This window comes from Peristeroidobacter agariperforans (assembly GCF_004138335.1).
GTDB lineage: Bacteria > Pseudomonadota > Gammaproteobacteria > Steroidobacterales > Steroidobacteraceae > Steroidobacter > Steroidobacter agariperforans.
The window spans coordinates 1802693-1821042 of record NZ_RYFW01000001.1; the positions used below are offsets into that span (position 1 = coordinate 1802693).

11 protein-coding genes are annotated in these 18350 nt (G+C 63.0%); 4 read left to right on the forward strand and 7 right to left on the reverse strand.

The window, feature by feature from the left end; genetic code table 11:
- Positions 1-163: 163 nt before the first annotated feature.
- The 6 genes from EK373_RS07840 to EK373_RS07865 form a co-directional block, all read right to left on the reverse strand.
- Entirely contained in the window at positions 164-1936 is a 1773-nt protein-coding gene (locus tag EK373_RS07840) for an IlvD/Edd family dehydratase (protein ID WP_129642141.1), read from the reverse strand.
- The gene (locus EK373_RS07845; protein WP_129642142.1) at positions 1926-2795 is read right to left on the reverse strand and encodes an SMP-30/gluconolactonase/LRE family protein; all 870 of its coding nucleotides are present in this window, start codon (positions 2793-2795) and stop codon (positions 1926-1928) included. The genes EK373_RS07840 and EK373_RS07845 overlap by 11 nt, the downstream gene beginning before the upstream one ends.
- A gap of 30 nt (positions 2796-2825) precedes the next feature.
- Positions 2826-3593, reverse strand: coding sequence for an SDR family NAD(P)-dependent oxidoreductase (locus tag EK373_RS07850; RefSeq protein ID WP_129642143.1), 768 nt, complete (start codon positions 3591-3593; stop codon positions 2826-2828).
- A 20-nt stretch (positions 3594-3613) separates the two neighbouring features.
- The gene (locus tag EK373_RS07855; RefSeq protein ID WP_129642144.1) at positions 3614-4771 is read right to left on the reverse strand and encodes a fumarylacetoacetate hydrolase family protein; all 1158 of its coding nucleotides are present in this window, start codon (positions 4769-4771) and stop codon (positions 3614-3616) included.
- 11 nt (positions 4772-4782) lie between these two features.
- Positions 4783-6273 carry a D-xylose transporter XylE gene (xylE, locus tag EK373_RS07860; RefSeq protein WP_129642145.1) on the reverse strand — a complete coding sequence of 497 codons (1491 nt, stop codon included), beginning with the start codon at positions 6271-6273 and terminating at the stop codon, positions 4783-4785.
- 168 nt (positions 6274-6441) lie between these two features.
- A complete protein-coding gene (locus tag EK373_RS07865; RefSeq protein ID WP_129642146.1) occupies positions 6442-7524 on the reverse strand; it encodes a LacI family DNA-binding transcriptional regulator in 1083 nt (360 codons plus the stop codon).
- 135 nt (positions 7525-7659) lie between these two features.
- Here EK373_RS07865 and EK373_RS07870 point away from each other — a divergent pair, with 135 nt between their 5' ends.
- The 4 genes from EK373_RS07870 to EK373_RS07885 are packed head-to-tail and all read left to right on the forward strand — an operon-like array spanning position 7660 to position 15738.
- The gene (locus tag EK373_RS07870; RefSeq protein WP_129642147.1) at positions 7660-9852 is read left to right on the forward strand and encodes an alpha-glucuronidase family glycosyl hydrolase; all 2193 of its coding nucleotides are present in this window, start codon (positions 7660-7662) and stop codon (positions 9850-9852) included.
- A 17-nt stretch (positions 9853-9869) separates the two neighbouring features.
- Positions 9870-11810: a sialate O-acetylesterase gene (locus tag EK373_RS07875; protein WP_129642148.1), complete on the forward strand. Its 1941-nt coding sequence runs from the start codon at positions 9870-9872 to the stop codon at positions 11808-11810.
- Positions 11810-13066, forward strand: a complete 1257-nt coding sequence (gene manD, locus EK373_RS07880) for a D-mannonate dehydratase ManD (protein WP_129642149.1) — start codon at positions 11810-11812, stop codon at positions 13064-13066. Before EK373_RS07875 ends, manD begins: the two co-directional genes overlap by 1 nt.
- Positions 13067-13068: 2 nt before the next feature.
- Positions 13069-15738, forward strand: coding sequence for a glycoside hydrolase family 3 C-terminal domain-containing protein (locus tag EK373_RS07885; protein ID WP_129642150.1), 2670 nt, complete (start codon positions 13069-13071; stop codon positions 15736-15738).
- Positions 15739-15784: 46 nt separating this feature from the next.
- Here the strand turns inward: EK373_RS07885 and EK373_RS07890 are convergent, their stop codons facing one another.
- Positions 15785-18178, reverse strand: coding sequence for a glycoside hydrolase family 3 N-terminal domain-containing protein (locus tag EK373_RS07890; RefSeq protein ID WP_198683141.1), 2394 nt, complete (start codon positions 18176-18178; stop codon positions 15785-15787).
- Positions 18179-18350 lie beyond the last annotated feature (172 nt).

Here is an 18350-nt window from a genome sequence, read left to right on the forward strand (position 1 = left end):
GCCGGAACTCGACTCGAATAGCCGTCCATTTTACGGCGCCCGGTCGGCCGCGTCAGGTTAAGCCTCTGACATGCGCACGCCGAGCCGGCGCCCGGATTCGCGCCAGCCCGTCACTTTGATCTGCGTTTGTTTCGCCAGCGTTACAGGGGCTGGCGAGCGTGGCTCAATGATTGTGCCGCGGCGTTTTCTTGGCTACCTGCCGATATTTCAACGCCATTTCCATCACCCCGCCGGTATCGAGCTGGCTGACGGTGGAGCGATACAGCTCCTGCCACGGCGTCGCGCTTTCGGGGACCGGGGGAATGCCGTCCTTCTTGCGGCGTTCGATCTCTTCATCGGACACCAGCATGTCGCAGCGGGACTGATTCAGATCGATACGGATGATGTCGCCGGTCCGCAGCCAGGCGAGGCCGCCGCCAGCGGCGCTTTCCGGAGAGGCGTTCAGGATCGACGGGCTGTCGGAGGTGCCGGACTGCCGGCCGTCGCCGATCGTCGGCAAGCTCGCGATGCCGCGCTTCAGCAGCGCATCGGGCGGCTGCATGTTCACGACTTCGGCAGAGCCGGGCCAGCCGAGCGGGCCGGCGCCGCGAATCACCAGCACGCTGCGCTCGTCGATATTCAGCGCCGGATCGTTGATGCGGGCCCGATAGTCATCGGAGCCATCGAACACGATGGCGCGACCTTCGAACACGTTGTCGTGCCCGGCTTCGCCCAGATAGCGACGGCGGAAATCTTCGGTGATCACACTCGCCTTGAGGATCGCGAAGTCGAACAGGTTGCCGCTCAACACGACAAAGCCCGCGCGCTCGCGCAGAGGCTTGTCGTAGGTCGTGATCATCTCGCGGTCGCGGCTCGCGCGGCCTTTGACGTTTTCTTTCAACGTGCGACCGGTGACGGTCATCGCGTCGGGGTGCAGCTTGCCTGCTTCGATCAGCTCGTGCAGAACCGCTGGGACGCCGCCGGCGCGATGGAAGCGCTCGCCCAGATACTTGCCGGCAGGCTGCATGTTGAGCAGCAGCGGGATCTCATGACCGTACCTGGTCCAGTCCTGAGGATTCAGTTCCACGCCGGCGTGCCGTGCCATTGCGGTCAGGTGCGGCTGCGCATTCGTCGAGCCGCCGAGGGCCGCAATTGCAGTGATCGCGTTGAGGAACGATTCACGCGAGAGGATCTTGGACGGGCGCAAATCTTCGAAGGCCATTTCAACGGCACGACGCCCGGTCTCATACGCCATCTGACCACGCTCGCGATACGGCGCGGGAATGGCGGAGCAACCCGGCAACGACAGGCCGAGCGTTTCAGCGACGGCGTTCATCGTCGACGCGGTGCCCATGCTGTTGCAGTGGCCGGGCGAGGGCGCGGAAGCTGCGGCCGCATCGAGAAACTCTTGTTCGGTAATTTGACCCGCGGCGAGACGCCGCCGGCTCTTCCAGATCACTGTGCCGGAGCCGACCAACTCATCTTCGAACCAGCCATCGAGCATCGGGCCACCGGAGAGCACGATGGCGGGGATGTCGACCGTCGATGCTGCCATTACGGCAGCAGGCGTCGTTTTGTCGCAGCCCGTCGTCAACACGACAGCGTCGATCGGATAGCCGTGCAGGATTTCAACCAGGCCGAGATAGGCGAGATTGCGATCCAGGGCCGCGGTCGGGCGCCGGCAATTCTCGAAGATCGGATGCGTGGGGAATTCCATCGGAATGCCGCCGGCATCGCGAATGCCTTCCTTCACGCGCGTGGCCAGATCGACATGGATGCGATTGCAGGGAGTGAGGTCGCTGCCGCTCTGAGCGATGCCGACGATGGGCTTGCCGCTCATCAGCTCTTTCGGCGTCAGGCCGTAATTCATGAAGCGCTCCAGGTAGAGCGCCATCATGTCGATGTGATCGCGGGCGTCGAACCAATCCTGGGAGCGGAAGCGGCGCTTAGCCGTCATAACGAACCTCGTTCGGAGCCACGCCGGGCGTGCCGACGCGGGTCGCGAACAGGCCTCCGGCGAGCGGTTGCGTGGCGAGCTGCTCTTTGGACAAGCCCTTCCACGCAGTGGTGATGTACAGGGTGCGCAGGTCGTTGCCGCCGAAGGCAACCTTCGTGCAGTTGGCGACCGGCATCTCGATGGTTTGCAGCAGCTTGCCCTGCGGCGAAAAGCGCTGCACGCCCCAGCCGCCGAACAGGCCGATCCATACACAGCCCTCGGCGTCGATCGTCGGACCGTCCGGATACGCGCCTGGCTTTTGGATGCGGGCGAACTCGCGGCGATTGCTGAGCTCGCCGTCGTTCAAGTCAAAGGCGTAGATGATCCGTTCCAGGGTGTCGACGTGATACAGCGTGCGGCCGTCCGGGCTGGTCGTCGGACCGTTGGTGATCACGTAGTTCTCGTCGCAGCGGCGCAGTCCGCGGTGGTCGAAGCGGTACAACGAGCCGGTTGGCTGTGACTCTTCGTTGTCCATGGAGCCAAACCACAGGCGGCCGGCGCCGTCGACGTAACCGTCATTGAGTCGATTGCGCGGCTTGTCCGAATCGACGCGCGTGATCAACGTGAATTTGCCGCTCGTCGGATCGAACGAATGCAGGCCGCTCTTCGTGCCGGCGACGAAGCGTCCGCCGCTGGCCTTGACGATGAAGCCGACTTCTTCCGGCGCCGCCCACGAGCTCAGCGCGCTGCCACGAGTGTCGAAGCGATGAACCTGGCGGCCTTTGATGTCAACGAACCAGACGGCCTGCTCTGGCGCCGACCAGAGCGGGCCTTCACCCAGTTGGGCGCCCACGGCGCAGACGCAATCGACTTTGCCCATGGTCAGTCCGTGATGTGAGATTTCGCTGGCTCAGCGCCAGCCAGCATCCACGAAATATTCGTGTCCTGTACACATGCGGGCGTCGTCCGACGACAGGAACACCACCATGTTGGCCACGTCGTGCGGCTCGACGCGAGCCTTGATGCATTGCAGGCCGAGCATGCGCGCCTCTTCGTCCGGCGTGTGCCACAGCTTCATCTGGCGCGGCGTGCGCACACCGCCCGGTACTACGCAATTCACTCGAATCCCGAACGTTCCCAAGTCGCGGGCCAGCGATCGGGTCAGGCCTTCGATGCCGGCCTTTGCGGTCTGATAGATGGCGAGGTCGGGAAGGGCCAGGTGCCAGGAGATCGAGCCGAGGTTGATGATGGCGCCGCCGCCGGCCGCCTTCATGTCCTCGACCACGGCCTGCGCGCAGAACAGGTGATGGCGCAGGTTCACAGCGATGCGATCGTCCCAGTACTTCTCGGTGATTTCCTGCAGCGTGTGACGATCGTCGTTGGCCGCATTGTTCACCAGGATATCGACGCCGCCGCCCAGGTCGGCACGCACGCGCAGAAACGTTTCGCGGATCGTGTCGATGCTCTTCAGATCGCAGCGGTAGTAGCGAGGCGGCGTGGCGCTGCTGGATTCCAGCTGGCGCTCGAGCTGTTTGGAATCGTCGTCGGCGATGTCGAGAAACGCCACGCGCGCGCCCTGGCGGACGAACGCTTCGACGATCGCCGCACCGATGCCGGAGCCGCCGCCGGTGACGACGACACGTTTGTTACGAAGCGAGGGATAAACGGTGTGAGACATAGAGTGAGCTGAGCCTGAGCTTAAGTGGAGCGCTGGGCCAACAAGCCCCGGCTGGCAAGATTGCGCATCAGATGAGCGATGCCGTGGGACCACGGTGGCGCCTGGTCCGAAGTCGTGAGTTTGTTCTCCAGCGTGCCCAGGTGAGGCGAGGACACGCGCACGATGTCGCCGATTTTGTGCGTGAAGCCGCGGCCGGCCACATCGCGATCGTCGGTGGGAGCAAACATGGTGCCGAGGAACAGCGCGAAGCCGTCCGGATACTGGTGCTGGCTCATGGTCTGCTCGACCAGCTCGAGCGGATCGCGGCTGATCAACGACATGGAGCTGCGGCCTTCGAGCTTGTAGCCCTCGGGGCCTTCGACGGTCAGCGACACCACGGTCTGGCGCACGTCATCAATGCTGAAGGTCGCGTCGAACATGCGAATGAAGGGGCCGATGGCGCAGGACGCGTTGTTGTCCTTCGCCTTGCCGAGCAGCAGCGCGCTACGGCCTTCGATATCGCGCAGATTCACGTCGTTACCGAGTGATGCGCCGAGCGTGCGGCCTTTCGCATCGCACGCGAGCACGATCTCGGGCTCCGGATTGTTCCATTGCGATTCCTTGCGCACGCCGATCCAGTCACCCCAGCCTACCGAGGAGAGCACCGGGGACTTGGTGAACACTTCGGCATCCGGACCGATCGCCACTTCCAGATATTGCGACCACAAGCCGTCGGCGATCAGCGCTTCTTTCAAGCGGACTGCAGTGGCCGAGCCGGGCTTGACCGAGCGAATGTCGGCGCCGACGCGTTCGCCTAGTGCATTGCGAATGGACTGAGCTTTGGCGTAGTCGCCACGAGCGCGCTCTTCGATCACGCGTTCCACCGCCGAGACGGCGAATGTCACGCCGCAGGCTTTCACACATTGCAGATCTACCGGCGCGAGCAAGCGTGTCGATGCATTCGCGCCGCCGTTGAAAGCAGCCGACAGTGCCAGCTGCTCGAGCGGACCGAGGTCATCGCCGTCCGGGAGCGAGCCGTTCCAATTGTTGAGCAAATCGGAAACGGTCGGCGCGACTCGCGACACGTCACGAACGCGACCGCGAGTGACGACGACCGGAGTCGGGCCGGCGGCCGTGGCGATGCGGCCAACCAAGGTGGCCTCACGCCAGTCCGCCGGAAGATGGGCAAGTAGTCTCATAAATAGATCGATCAGAGCGCGTTAGCAGTGCTGGCCTTGGACGCCGCTGAGGAGCTGGCGTCGCCCTGGGGCTTTTCCATCCACAGGTGCTGAATGGCTTCCAGGCTGTGACCTTTGGTCTCGGGCACGAAGCGCCACACGAACAGCGCGGCAAGAATACTCATCACGCCATAGATCCAGTAGGAGAAGCCGTGGTTGAACATCGCGTTCAACGCCGAGTTACCGTCCAGCACCTTGAACGACCAGGAAACGAAAAGGTTCGCGATCCACTGCATGGCCACCGCAATGGCCATCGCCTTGCCCTTGATCGGGTTCGGGAAGATCTCCGCCAGCAGCACCCACACCACCGGGCCCCACGAGAGCGCGAAGCCGGCGATGTAGGCGACCACCGCCACCAGCGCGGCGGTGCCGACGTTGTGGCTGTTGAACAGGAAGCCGAGCGACAGCATCGAGACCGCCATCACCACGCCGCCCAGGATCAGCAGCGGCTTGCGGCCCCAGCGATCCACGGTCACCAGTGCGACCAGCGTGAACACGATGTTGGCCACACCGACGATGATCGTCTGCAACAGCGCGCTATCGGTCGAGGCGCCCATGTTCTGGAACATCAGCGGCGCGTAGTAGAGCACTGCGTTGATGCCGATGAACTGCTGGAACACCGACAGCATGATGCCGACGAAGATCACCAGCCCGCCGAAAGCAAACAATTTTCCGGTGCGCTCGTGCAGCGATTCGTCGATCTCTTTGAGCACGACGCGCGCTTCGGTCTCGTTCGTCAGGCGCGCCAGAACGTTCCGAGCCTCGTCCATGCGACCTTTCATCACCAGCCAGCGCGGCGTTTCGGGCACCAGCAGCAACAGGCCGAGGAACAAAGCAGCCGGCAGTGCAGCCGACAGCAGCATGAGGCGCCAGCCGGTCGACAGCACCCACTGGTCGTCGCCCTGCGAGGCGATGAACCAATTCACGAAGTACACCAGCGTCATGCCGACGACGATGGCGACCTGCTGATAAGTGACCAGCTGGCCGCGCTGCTTGGGCGGAGCAATCTCGGCGATATACAGCGGGGAGAGCATCGAGGCCACGCCGATGCCAATGCCGCCGAGGATTCGATAAAGAATGAACGAGCTGAGCGCTTCGGGCCCGTCGCCGCCGACGCCCAGGAAGCCGAATTCCGGGTAGGCGGAGCCGGCTGAGGAGAGGATGAACAGGACGGCCGAGACCATCAGGCCGCCGCGCCGTCCGATCTTCTGTGACATCGGACCGGCCAACGCTGCGCCGATCACGCAGCCGAGCAGGGCACAGGAAATGGCCCAACCGGACAGGCTGGCTGCGCTGGTTTCCGGCAGCCCTCGCGGCAGGATGAAGTTGTGGTCGATGGCGCCGACCGCGCCGGAAATGACGGCCGTGTCGTAGCCGAACAGCAGTCCGCCGAGTGCAGCGACGAACGCAAGTCCACGCACCAGCGTGGGATTCAGCTCGGCCTGGGGAATCCCCTGTGACATAAATTGCGCCCCCTGAGATGACGCCTGTAAGTGAATTGGCGAAGCGAGGCTCTCAACGGCCTCATGCTACTGGACGAGCGTAGTTGATAGCGCTATCAAAATTCAAGCGCGACCTTGCCTTACCGGAACGTAGGACTAGCGGAGGAAAATGCGCTCCGAAGCGCGGAATCAGCCTGGGCCGGGGGCGGCTACCGAGTCGCGTTTGACCAGGACGTGAGCCACGACGTGATCGACCACGACCCGCGCTTCGCCGTCCTTACGGCGGCGAATGCTCCGTAACAGCAGGTCGATGGAAGAGGCCGCCATCGCGGCAATAGGCTGGCGGATGGTCGTCAGTTCGGGCCAGACCGTAGTGGCGGTCGGCGTATCGTCGAAACCGACCACGGATATGTCGCGCGGTACATCCATTCCACGGCGGTGAGCCACCGACACGGCGGCCGCGGCCATGTCGTCGTTGCTGGCAAAAATGGCCGTTGGCGGCTTCTTGCGCGCGAGCAGTTTCTCCGCCGCCTCCAGGCCGGAGCGGTAGGTGAAGAAGCCTTGCTGAACCAGGGTCGGATCGACCGGCACGCCGGCCGCCGCCATGGCCGCCTGGAAACCTTCGTAACGCAGGGCGCTGGCGGTCTGATTGGGATGGCCCTTGATGAACGCGATGCGCGAATGTCCGAACGAAATCAAGTGATCGGTCATCTCTTGCGCTGCGCGAAAGTCATCGATGCGCACGCCGGAAATGTCGGGCTGGAAGCGCCCGGAGGCAATCGCGACGACCGGAATTCCAGCGGCCACCAGTTCGGAACAAACGGCTTTCGATTCGCACAGCGGCGGCGGAAGAATCACACCCGCCACGCTCTGGGCGATCTTGCGAGCGGCGGCTCGTTCGGTCGCGCGCGTCATGTGATCCCAGGTATCGAGCACCAGTTGGGTCGCGGCCTTGCTGGCGCCGTCGAGCGCGCCGACCAGCAACTCGCTCAAGTAGGCCGAGCTCGGATTTGTATAGATCAATGCGATCCGGGTGCCCGACGCCGCGGCCAGCGAACGGGCGGCGGCGTTCGGTGTGTAGTTGAGCTCGCGCACCGTGCGCATCACCAATTCGCGGGTCGCGGCTCGCACATTGGCGTTGCCGTTGACCACGCGCGACACCGTCATCGGCGAGACGCCGGCGCGCTGGGCCACCTCGTGGATGGTGACAGCGGCGCTTTTACGGCGCGTCGATGTGGCCGAATTCCTGGCTTTGCGAGGTGCGTTTTGCATGCAAGTTGTAAGTGGCGGGCCCGATGGGCTCATGAATTCAGCACATTATTGCCTTGGAGCGGGAAGGGTGGAAGCGCGTTGAGCGCCCGTGTTACCGTTACCAAAACTCCGGTTAGCCGATGGTAGGGGGAAGAGATGGCGCCAGGTCATCGTTCGCTAGGTGGCGGGTGCGCGCCTTTGTTTCGAGCAGTGTTGTCGATTTGGGCGCTGTGCGCGGCGCTCTTCGTGCAGCCGGCAGCCGCGGAAGATGGCTATGAGCTCTGGCTTCGCTATCACCCACTGCCGGCCGAACACCGCGCCCGTTATGTCGGCGCCACCACCCAGCTCGTGATGCCGACTCCGTCGCCGACGCTGGTTGCCGCCAAGGATGAACTGTTGCGTGGGTTGAACGGCTTGCTGTCGCAACAGCCTGCTGCCGTCGAGCGTGTGTCTGCACCCGCGCTGGTGATCGGCACGCCACAGTCGAACGCGCAGATTGCTCGGTTCGATCTGGGATTGAAGGGACTGGCGGCGCAGGGCTATGTGATTCGTCACCGGCCCATCAATGGCCAGGCGACGGTGATCGTCGCGGCCAACGACGATGTCGGCGTGCTGTACGGCGTGTTCCATTTCCTGCGTCTGCTGCAGACCCAGCAGCCGCTGGGCAACATCAACCTCACCGAGTCCTCGCGAATTCAGCTGCGCATGCTGAATCATTGGGACAATCTCGACCGCACCGTCGAGCGCGGTTATGCAGGCTTTTCGCTGTGGGACTGGCACAAGCTGCCTGACTATCTCGATCCGCGCTACACCGACTATGCGCGCGCCAACGCATCGATCGGCATCAACGCGACGGTGCTCACCAACGTCAATGCAAACGCGACGATGCTGACGGCGCCCTATCTGGAAAAGGCCGCAGCGCTGGCGAACGTGTTTCGTCCGTACGGCATCCGTGTGTTTCTAACGGCGCGCTTCAGTGCTCCGGTCGAAATCGGCGGCTTGAAGACGGCGGATCCGGCGGATCCGGCCGTGCAGCAGTGGTGGAAAGCGAAGGCTGCCGAAGTCTACAAATTCATTCCCGACTTCGGCGGCTTCCTGGTCAAAGCGAACTCCGAAGGACAGCCCGGCCCGCAGGATTACGGTCGCACTCACGCCGACGGCGCGAACATGCTGGCCGATGCGGTGAAACCGTTCGGCGGCGCCGTGATCTGGCGTGCGTTTGTTTATTCGCACGAGCAGCCGGACGATCGCGCCAAGCAGGCCTACGACGAGTTCGTGCCGCTCGACGGCAAGTTCCGCGACAACGTGCTGGTGCAGGTGAAGAACGGCGCCATCGACTTCCAGCCGCGCGAGCCGTTCCATCCGTTGTTCGGCGCCATGCCGAAGACGCCGCTGGCCATGGAATTCCAGATCACCAAGGAATATCTGGGCTTCGCGACGCACCTGGTTTATCTCGGCGCGTTCTACGAAGAAGTGCTGCGCGCGGACACCTATCGCCCGCGTCAGGGTTCGACGGTGGCGAAGATCCTCGATGGCTCCGCTCATAACTACGCGCGCACGGCCATCGCTGGCGTCGCCAATATCGGCACCGATCGCAACTGGAGCGGCGCGCAGTTCGAGCAAGCGAACTGGTATGCCTTCGGGCGCCTCGCCTGGAATCCGATGCTGTCCTCCAAGGACCTGGCCGAAGAATGGGTGCGGATGACGTTCTCGAACGCTCCGCAGTTCGTGCAGCCGGTGGTCGCGATGATGATGAAGTCGCACGAGGCGGTCGTCGATTACATGACGCCTCTTGGTTTGCACCATTTGATGGGTCGCGGCCATCACTACGGACCGGGACCGTGGGTCGAAGGCGGCCCGCGCGCCGACTGGACTTCCGTTTACTACCATCGCGCCGACGCAAACGGCATTGGCTTCGATCGCACGAAGACGGGCAGCAACGCCGTCGCTCAATATGCTCCGCCGGTGGCCGCGCAGTTTGGCGATCTCAAGCGGGTGCCCGAGCAGTTCCTGCTGTGGTTCCATCACGTGCCTTGGGACCATCGCACGCAGTCTGGCCGCATCCTTTGGGACGAACTGGTGTATCGATACACGCGCGGTGTCGATACGGTTCGCGAGATGGAAGGCACGTGGCAAGGGTTGGCGCCGTTGGTCGATGCCGAGCGCCATCAGCAGGTCGCGGCGTTTCTTAAGATTCAGGAGAAGGAGGCGAAATGGTGGCGCGATGCCAGCATCGCCTACTTCCAGACGTTCTCGAAGCGACCGCTGCCCGCAGGCTTCGCGCCTCCAGAGCACTCGCTCGATTATTACAAGTCGCTCGAGTTCCCCTACGCGCCGGGACATCACTGATCATGAGGACCTGCTGCATGTCGAAGTGGCTCCCGGGCGTGTTGTTGGTAGTGCTCTCGACGTCGAGCGCAAATGCGGCGCCACTGCTGCACGACCTGTTCAAGGATCACGTCGTCCTGCAGCGTGAGCAGGCCATCAATGTCTGGGGGCGGGCCCAGCCGGGTGAGTCACTTACGGTGACACTGGCCAACTCGAGCGTACAGGCGAAGGCGGACTCGACAGGTGTCTGGCGATCGAGCCTGCCGAGCATGAGCGCGGGCGGTCCTTATCAGCTGTCCGTCGCCGCGGCCTCGGGCGAAAAGCAGGTCGTCGACGATGTGATGATTGGCGATGTGTGGTTGTGCTCGGGCCAGTCGAATATGGTTCTGCAAGTCCACCGCGCGCTCGATTCTCGCTCCGAGATCCTCAACTCGAAGAACGACTCCATCCGCATGCTCACCGTGCCGCTGGCGAACAATCCAGTGCCCCAGTACGGTTTTGCCAGCCCGGTGCAATGGCAGAAGGCGTCGCCGCAGACAGTGCCGGAGTTCTCGGCCGTTTGTTTGTATTTCGCGCGCGAGCTGCAGAAGAAAGACAAGGTGCCGATGGGCTTGATTGCCGCGGCCTGGGGCGGATCGAAGATCCAGTCCTGGATGACGGCGCCGGCGCTTCGTTCCATGAGGACTTATGACGGCGCGCTGGATGCGCTGGCGCTGTCTGGCAAAGACCCGATCGCCGCGAACGCTCAGTGGGCCAGCATTTGGGAAGGCTGGTGGCGCGAGCGCACCAAAGATCGGCCGGGCTACGAGCCTTGGAGCACGAAGCCCAGTGGAGAGTGGAAGCCTGCGCCGGTCGAGCGCGGCTACTGGGAAGACTGGGGTGTGGCCGAGTTGGCCAAGTACGACGGCATGCTGTGGTATCGGACGAATGTGACTTTGACGAAGTCACAAGCCGCGCAGCAGGCCACGTTCGCGCTGGGGCGTGCAGATGAGTCCGATCAGGTATGGATCAACGGCCGGCTGGTCGGAGCCGCGGGCCCCGGTGGCGAGAAGTCCTACCAGTTGCCGCCGAAGCTGTTGCGTGCTGGAGAGAACACGGTCGTCGTTAGCGTGCTCGATACATACGCGAGCGGCGGTCTGCCCGGTCCGATGGAAAGTCGTGCAATTCGCTTTGCCGACGGCTCGAGCGTCGTGCTCAACAAGCAATGGCATTACCAGCTGCCACCGGCCAACGCGGCGTTTCCGTTGCGCGCGCCTTGGGAGGCAACCGCCGGATTGGGCGTGATTCACAACGGCATGATCGCGCCGCTGTCGAATCTCAGCCTGCGTGGTGTCGTTTGGTATCAGGGCGAATCCAATACGGATGAAAGCGATCAGTACCAGGCGCTGTTGACTCGCTTCATGGCCGATTGGCGCACGCAGTTCGGTGCGAACGTGCCGTTCTTCGTGGTGCAGCTCGCGGGCTACGGCCCGGCCTCGACCCAACCGACCGAGAGCGGCTGGGCGAAGACGCGAGAAGCGCAGCGCCTGGCGGTGAACGCCGACCCGAACGCGGCTCTTGCCATTGCCATCGACTTGGGCGAGTACACCGACGTTCATCCGGCCAACAAACAAGAAGTCGCGCGCCGCCTTGCTCGAGCGGCTCGGCATGTTCTTTACAAGGACGCTGCTCCGCCGTCCGGTCCTGTGCCGGTGAGCGCGCGTCGCGAGGGTGACGCCGTTTCAGTTGAATTCACGGACGTCACCGGAAAGCTCGTGGCGTACAGCGCCGCGCATCCAATCGGCTTCGAAACGTGCGGCGCCGGTGCGGGCACGTGCGAATACGCCGAAGCGACGATTCAAGGTCCGCGCGTGCTGTTGAAGAGCGCGAACTCAGGGACCGCGACGCGCGTCCGTTATTGCTGGGCCGACAGCCCCGTGTGCACGTTATACGACGAAGTGCCGCTGCCGGCCGGCCCGTTCCAGATCGAGGTAAAGTGATGAAGGTCGAGAAGGAGTCGCCAGCAGTGGCCGGCTCGAGTCGGGATCGCGAGATCGTCGACGCCAAGGTGATCGTGACTTGTCCGGGTCGTAATTTCGTTACGTTGAAGATCGTTACGCGCTCCGGAATCACCGGGCTCGGCGACGCCACGCTGAACGGTCGTGAGCTGGCCGTCGCGGCCTATCTGCAAGAGCACATCGTTCCCAACTTGATCGGCAAAGATGCCGGTCGCATCGAGGACACGTGGCAGTTCTTCTATCGCGGCGCGTATTGGCGTCGCGGCCCCGTGACGATGACGGCGATCGCTGCTGTCGACGTGGCCTTGTGGGACATCGTTGCGAAGCTCGCCGGCTTGCCGCTTTATCAAATGCTCGGCGGTCGTTCTCGCGAGGGTGCGCTCGTCTACGCGCATGCCAACGGTCGCGACATCGCCCAGACCAGCGATGAAGTCGCTCGCTACATCGAGATGGGATTTCGTGCGGTCCGGGCTCAGTGCGGCGTGCCTGGGTTGGCGAAGACCTACGGAATTGCGAGCGGCGGCAAGGCTTACGAGCCGGCGGAAACTCAGCTGCCGCTGGAAACCTTGTGGTCGACGCCGAAGTATCTGGAGATCGTGCCGAAGCTGTTCGAGCAGTTGCGCATCGATCATGGCAACGACGTGGAGCTGCTGCACGACGGTCATCACCGGATGACCCCGATCGAGGCGGCGCGTCTGGCGCGCAGTCTCGAGCCCTATCGCCTGTTCTGGCTGGAAGATGCGACGCCCGCAGAAAATCAGAAGGCGTTCGAGCTGATCCGACACCACTCCGTCACGCCGCTCGCCGTCGGCGAGGTGTTCAACTCGATCTGGGATTGCAAACATCTGATCGAGAATCAGCTCATCGATTACATTCGCACGACCATCGTGCACGCCGGCGGCATTACGCACGTCCGGCGGCTCGCGGACTTTGCATCGCTATATCAAGTGCGCACGGGCTTCCACGGCGCAACCGATCTCTCTCCAGTGTGCATGGGCACGGCGCTGCACTTCGACACCTGGGTGCCGAACTTCGGCATTCAGGAGTGGATGCACCACGCCAAGGAGACCGACGAAGTGTTTCCACACGACTATCGCTTCCGCGATGGTCGGTTGCACTGTGGCGAGTCGCCGGGACACGGCGTCACCATCGACGAAAAGCTCGCCGCGAAATATCCATACTCGCCTAAACAACTACCTATCGCTCGTCTCGAAGACGGCTCAATGTGGGATTGGTAACCATGCGCTACACCAAGTCGGGATCGACGAAGCTTGCTTTGATCGTTGCCGCGCTGCTGTCCGTTTCATTCTCGGCAGCTGCGGAGCAACCCGTATACAAGGATTTGAACAAGTCGTTCGAGGAACGTGCGGCCGACCTGGTGTCGCGCATGACCTTGGAAGAAAAGGTCGCCCAGCTGGGCAACAACGCGCCGGCCATTCCGCGGCTCGACGTGCCCGAGTACGAGTGGTGGAACGAAGCATTGCACGGCGTCGCTCGCGCCGGCTCCGCGACCGTATTCCCGCAAGCTATCGGTCTCTCCGCGACCTTCGACGAGAAGCTGATGCTCGAGATTGCGACTGCCATCAGTGACGAGGCACGTGCCAAGCATCACGAATTCGCACGTCGCGGTTTGCGCAAGCGCTATCAGGGCCTGACGTTCTGGTCGCCGAACATCAATATCTTCCGCGATCCTCGCTGGGGCCGCGGACAGGAAACCTACGGCGAAGATCCATGGCTCACAGCGCGCATGGGCGTCGCGTTCGTGAAGGGCTTGCAGGGCGACGATCCGAAGTATCGGAAGGTCGACGCTACAGCCAAGCACTTCGCGGTGCACAGCGGACCCGAGGCGGATCGTCATCACTTCGACGTGCACCCGAGCGAGCGCGATCTTTACGAAACGTATCTGCCGGCGTTCCAAGCGCTCGTTCAGGAGGGCAAGGTTGCGTCCGTGATGGGCGCATACAACCGCGTTTACGGAGAATCGGCGTCCGCCAGTCCGCGGCTGTTACAGCAGATTCTTCGCAAGGACTGGGGCTTCGAAGGTTATGTCGTCTCGGACTGCGATTCCATCGAGGACATCTGGAAATATCACAAGATCGTTGCCACGGCGCCTGAAGCCGCCGCGCTGGGCGTGCGCTATGGCTGCGAACTGGACTGCGGTAAGACCTATGACGCTCTCCTGCCAGCCGTGAAGCAAAACCTGATCAGCGAAAAGGAGATCGACGGGGCTGTGCGCAAGCTGATGCTGACGCGCTTCCAGCTGGGCATGTTCGATCCGCCGGAGCGCGTTCGTTGGGCGCAGATTCCGTATTCGGTCAATCAATCGCCCGAGCACGATCAGCTGGCGCGGCGCGCTGCGCAGTCCTCCATCGTGATGCTGAAGAACGATGGCATGCTGCCGCTCTCGCGCGATATCAAAACGCTGGCCGTCATCGGCCCGACGGCGGACGAAGTGATGTCGCTGCTCGGCAATTACTACGGCACACCGGCGGCGCCGGTGACGATTCTGCAGGGTATTCGTGAAGCGGCCGGCAAGCAGACCAAGGTGATCTACTCGCGTGGCGCGGACCTGGTCGAAGGTCGGGAAGAGCCGCGAGCGGTGCCGCTGATCGACGCGAACTTCCTGCGGCCCGACGCAAATTCGAAAGAGCAGGGCCTGAAGGGCGAATATTTCCGGGGCCGCGATCTCGCGGGCGCGCCGGTGATGACACGCGTCGATTCGCGAATCGCGTTTCGCTGGGATCGCGGCGCGCCGACAGATGATCTGGCTGCGCGAGGTGAGTTGTCCAATGAGCAGGCTTTGGCCGGCGATGACTTCAGTGTTCGCTGGACCGGTCAGCTGTTGGCGCCGACTTCGGGCAAATATGAATTGGTCGTAGGGGCGAACGATGGCGTGCGTTTGTATATCGACGATCGCCTGATCGTGAACGGCTGGGATCAGAACGAACGCGTGAAGAGTCACAGCGCCAGCGTGGATCTCGAAGGCGGCCGGGCCTATCGGATCAAGCTCGAATACTTCGAAGACATCCGCGATGCCGAGATCCGTCTGGGCTGGCGACGCCCGGGCGCCAAGGCGCCATTCGAGGAAGCAATTGACGCAGCTCGCGCTGCCGATGCCGTGGTGTTCGTCGGCGGTCTGACCGGCGACGTCGAAGGCGAGGAGATGAAGGTGAGCTATCCGGGCTTCGCCGGCGGCGATCGCACCGATCTGCGCTTGCCTGGCAGCCAGCGAAAGTTGCTCGAAGCTCTGCAGGCGACGGGCAAGCCGATTGCGTTGGTGCTCACGGGCGGCTCGGCCCTCGCCGTCGATTGGGCGCAGCAGCGCCTGCCTGCGATCCTGATGGCATGGTATCCGGGGCAGCGCGGCGGCAATGCGGTCGCGGATGTGTTGTTTGGCAACGTGAACCCGTCGGGCCGTCTGCCCGTCACGTTCTACAAAGAGAACGAGAAGCTGCCGGCTTTCGATGACTACGCCATGCAGGGCCGCACGTATCGTTATTTCACGGGCCAGCCGTTGTATCCGTTCGGCCACGGGCTGTCGTACACGCGCTTCGAATATTCGAACCTGAAGCTGGATCGCGCGAACGTCGCTCCGGATGGAACGATTCAGGCGTCGCTCACCGTGAAAAACGTTGGCGCTCACGCCGGTGAGGAAGTCGTTCAGCTGTACGTTGCGCCGAAGGACTCCAAGCAGCAGTGGGCCAATAAAGACCTGCGCGGCATGAAGCGCGTTGCGTTGAAGCCGGGCGAGGTGGGCAATGTCAGCTTCACGCTCGAGGCGTCCGACGATCTGCGTCACTACGACGTGAACGCCAAGCGTTACACGGTCGATGCCGGCAAGTACGAAGTGCAGATCGGTGCGTCGAGCGCCGACATTCGCGCTCGACAGACGTTTGAAGTGAAACGCTAGTTCGGGCAATGGCGTCCGCCGGAACCGGCGGACGCCACAGCGTCGATCAGTCGCCGATGGTCAAGGTCGCGGACTTCAGCTCAGCCGAGTTGGGACCGGTCATGATCGTGAATTCGCCCGGCTCGATCGCGTACTTCATCTCCTGATTCCAGTACGCGAAAGCGTCCTTGGTCAAACTGAATTCGACGGTCGTCGACGCGCCGGGCTGCAGCGAAACGCGGCGGAATGCCTTGAGCTCTTTCACCGGGCGGGTGATCGAGCTGGCAACGTCGCGTACGTACAGCTGCACGACTTCATCACCCTGCATGGAGCCGGTGTTGCGCACGTCCACCGACACTCTCACGTTGCCGTCGGTGCCGATGCGTGCGCTCGAAAGCTTCGGCTCGCCGAGCTCGAACCTGGTGTAGGACAGACCGAAGCCGAAGGGGAACAACGGCTCCTTCGAGTCGAAGTGATAGCCGCGGTGCGCGCTCGGCTTCTGGTTGTAGAAGAATGGCAACTGTCCGATGTCGCGCGCGACGGTGACCGGCAGCTTGCCGCCCGGATTCGCATCGCCGAACAACACGTCCGCCAAAGCCGTGCCGCCTTCCTGGCCGGCATACCAGCCTTCGAGCACGCCGTTGGCTTTCTCCACGACCTGCGGAATCGACAGCGGCTGGCCGTTGATCAGCACCACGACGACCGGCTTGCCCAGAGCAAACATCGCCTCCGCGAGCTCGCTCTGTTCCCCCGTCAGGCCGAGGGTGAGGCTGTCGCCCAGATGGTTCTTCGCCCACGCCTCGCGATGCAAAGCGCTGCTGCCGCCAATGGCGAGCACGATGGCGTCGGCGCCTTGCGCGACTTTCACCGCTTCCTTGATGCGTTCGAGATTGTCTTCACGCTTCGTGCGGACGACTTCGTCGGTGTACCAGTCGCCGCTCTCGGTGAGCCGCACGCCTTCGGCCGAGACGACATTCACGCGCTGACCGACCTTGGCCTTGATGCCGTCGAGCAGTGTGACGGCGTGCTTGGGAACGTTCGAATAACCGCCGAGCTCGACGCGAGCAGCATTCGGTCCGATCACTGCCAAGGTTTTCAGTCCATCGGCACGCAGCGGCAACACGCCATCGTTCTTCAGGAGCACAACGGACTTGCGGGCGGCTTCCAGCGCCAAGGCGCGAGCCTCGGCGTTACCGGTGATCTTTTCGGCGTACTTGGCGTCCGCAAACGGCTGTTCGAACAGGCCCGCGAGGAACTTCAGGCGCAGCATGTCGCTGACAGCCCTATCGATCTCCGCCTGTTGGATGCGGCCCTCGGCGAGCGCCTTCGGCAACAACGCGAAATTCTCACCGTTGGGCAGGTCCGAAGAAACGCCTGCTTTCAACGCTCGGACCGCGGCATCGACCGGATCGGTCGTGACGTGGTGCACGTCGATCAGTTCTTTGATCGCGAAGTAGTCGCTGACGATCGCGCCTTTGAAACCCATCTCGCCGCGCAGAATGTCCTGCAGCAACCAGTGATTGGCGTGCGAGGGTACGCCGTCGATTTCATTGTATGAGGGCATCACTGCCTGGGCGTTGGCAGCGACGGCGGCTTTGAATGGCGGGAAGAACACTTCGCGCAGGATGCGCTCGGAAATATTCGCCGGGCCGACATTGGTGCCGCTCTCCGGCTGGCCGTGGCCCGTCATGTGCTTGAGCGTCGCGAACACTCGATCTTTGGGGAGCGGCAGGGTGGTGCCCTGGAATCCGCGCACCGCCGCCACGCCCAACGTGCTCACGAGATAGGGATCTTCGCCGTATGTTTCTTCGAAGCGCCCCCAGCGCGGATCGCGCGCGACATCTACGACGGGCGCCAGCACCAGATGCGCGCCGCGAGCGCGAATCTCGCGGGCGACGACGGTGAAAATGCGCTCGAGCAACTGCGGATCCCAGCTGCTCGCGAGTGCGATGGCTTGCGGGAAGCTCGTGCCGCCGAGCGCCTGATGGCCGTGCAGGCCTTCTTCATGAAACAAAACCGGAATGCCCAGTCGCGTGTTGCGCGTGGCATGACGCTGGATGGCATTGATCAGCTCGACGGTCTCACGCTCGTTGCGAAATGGCGTTTGCAGCGGACTGCCGACCTCCTGACGATCGCTCGGTCGTGTGAAATGACCGATGCCGGCGGGATAGAGCTTCTGCGCGGCCTCCGGAACGAAGTTTCCCTTGGCGTCGAGCAGCTCATTCTTCCTGGACCAGACCGCGGTGATTTGCGCGATCTTTTCTTCCAGAGTCATGCGCGAGAGCAGGTCCTGCACGCGCTGTTCGACTGGCGCCGCCGGGTCTTTATATACGGGGCGTTCGCTGCGTGACTGCGCCGATACCCCCGAGGCCATCAGCACCGCAGCGATCAGAACACCCAATTTCGCACTCGGATGACGCATCCGCTGGCCGGCCGCGGCCAGGCTAAAAGCTCGCACCATGGATCCCCCTAGGGTTGTGAGACGGGCTGAAAAAGGGGCCCGTCATTGTTAGATAACTTGATACCGGTATCATTAACCCAGGCCCCCGGTCGGGGTCAATCGCCCCTGCAAAGTCCTCCCGCCAGTGTTCGTTCAGCCACTGTGGCGCGCGGGCATCATTCGCGAGCGACGC

Excerpts from the sequence above, each read along its gene's own strand:
- EK373_RS07840 (WP_129642141.1), bottom strand. The coding sequence starts at position 1,936 with ATGACGGCTAAGCGCCGCTTCCGCTCCCAGGATTGGTTCGACGCCCGC.
- EK373_RS07845 (WP_129642142.1), bottom strand. The coding sequence starts at position 2,795 with ATGGGCAAAGTCGATTGCGTCTGCGCCGTGGGCGCCCAACTGGGTGAA.
- EK373_RS07850 (WP_129642143.1), bottom strand. The coding sequence starts at position 3,593 with ATGTCTCACACCGTTTATCCCTCGCTTCGTAACAAACGTGTCGTCGTC.
- EK373_RS07855 (WP_129642144.1), bottom strand. The coding sequence starts at position 4,771 with ATGAGACTACTTGCCCATCTTCCGGCGGACTGGCGTGAGGCCACCTTG.
- xylE (WP_129642145.1), bottom strand. The coding sequence starts at position 6,273 with ATGTCACAGGGGATTCCCCAGGCCGAGCTGAATCCCACGCTGGTGCGT.
- EK373_RS07865 (WP_129642146.1), bottom strand. The coding sequence starts at position 7,524 with ATGCAAAACGCACCTCGCAAAGCCAGGAATTCGGCCACATCGACGCGC.
- EK373_RS07870 (WP_129642147.1), top strand. The coding sequence starts at position 7,660 with ATGGCGCCAGGTCATCGTTCGCTAGGTGGCGGGTGCGCGCCTTTGTTT.
- EK373_RS07875 (WP_129642148.1), top strand. The coding sequence starts at position 9,870 with ATGTCGAAGTGGCTCCCGGGCGTGTTGTTGGTAGTGCTCTCGACGTCG.
- manD (WP_129642149.1), top strand. The coding sequence starts at position 11,810 with ATGAAGGTCGAGAAGGAGTCGCCAGCAGTGGCCGGCTCGAGTCGGGAT.
- EK373_RS07885 (WP_129642150.1), top strand. The coding sequence starts at position 13,069 with ATGCGCTACACCAAGTCGGGATCGACGAAGCTTGCTTTGATCGTTGCC.
- EK373_RS07890 (WP_198683141.1), bottom strand. The coding sequence starts at position 18,178 with ATGGTGCGAGCTTTTAGCCTGGCCGCGGCCGGCCAGCGGATGCGTCAT.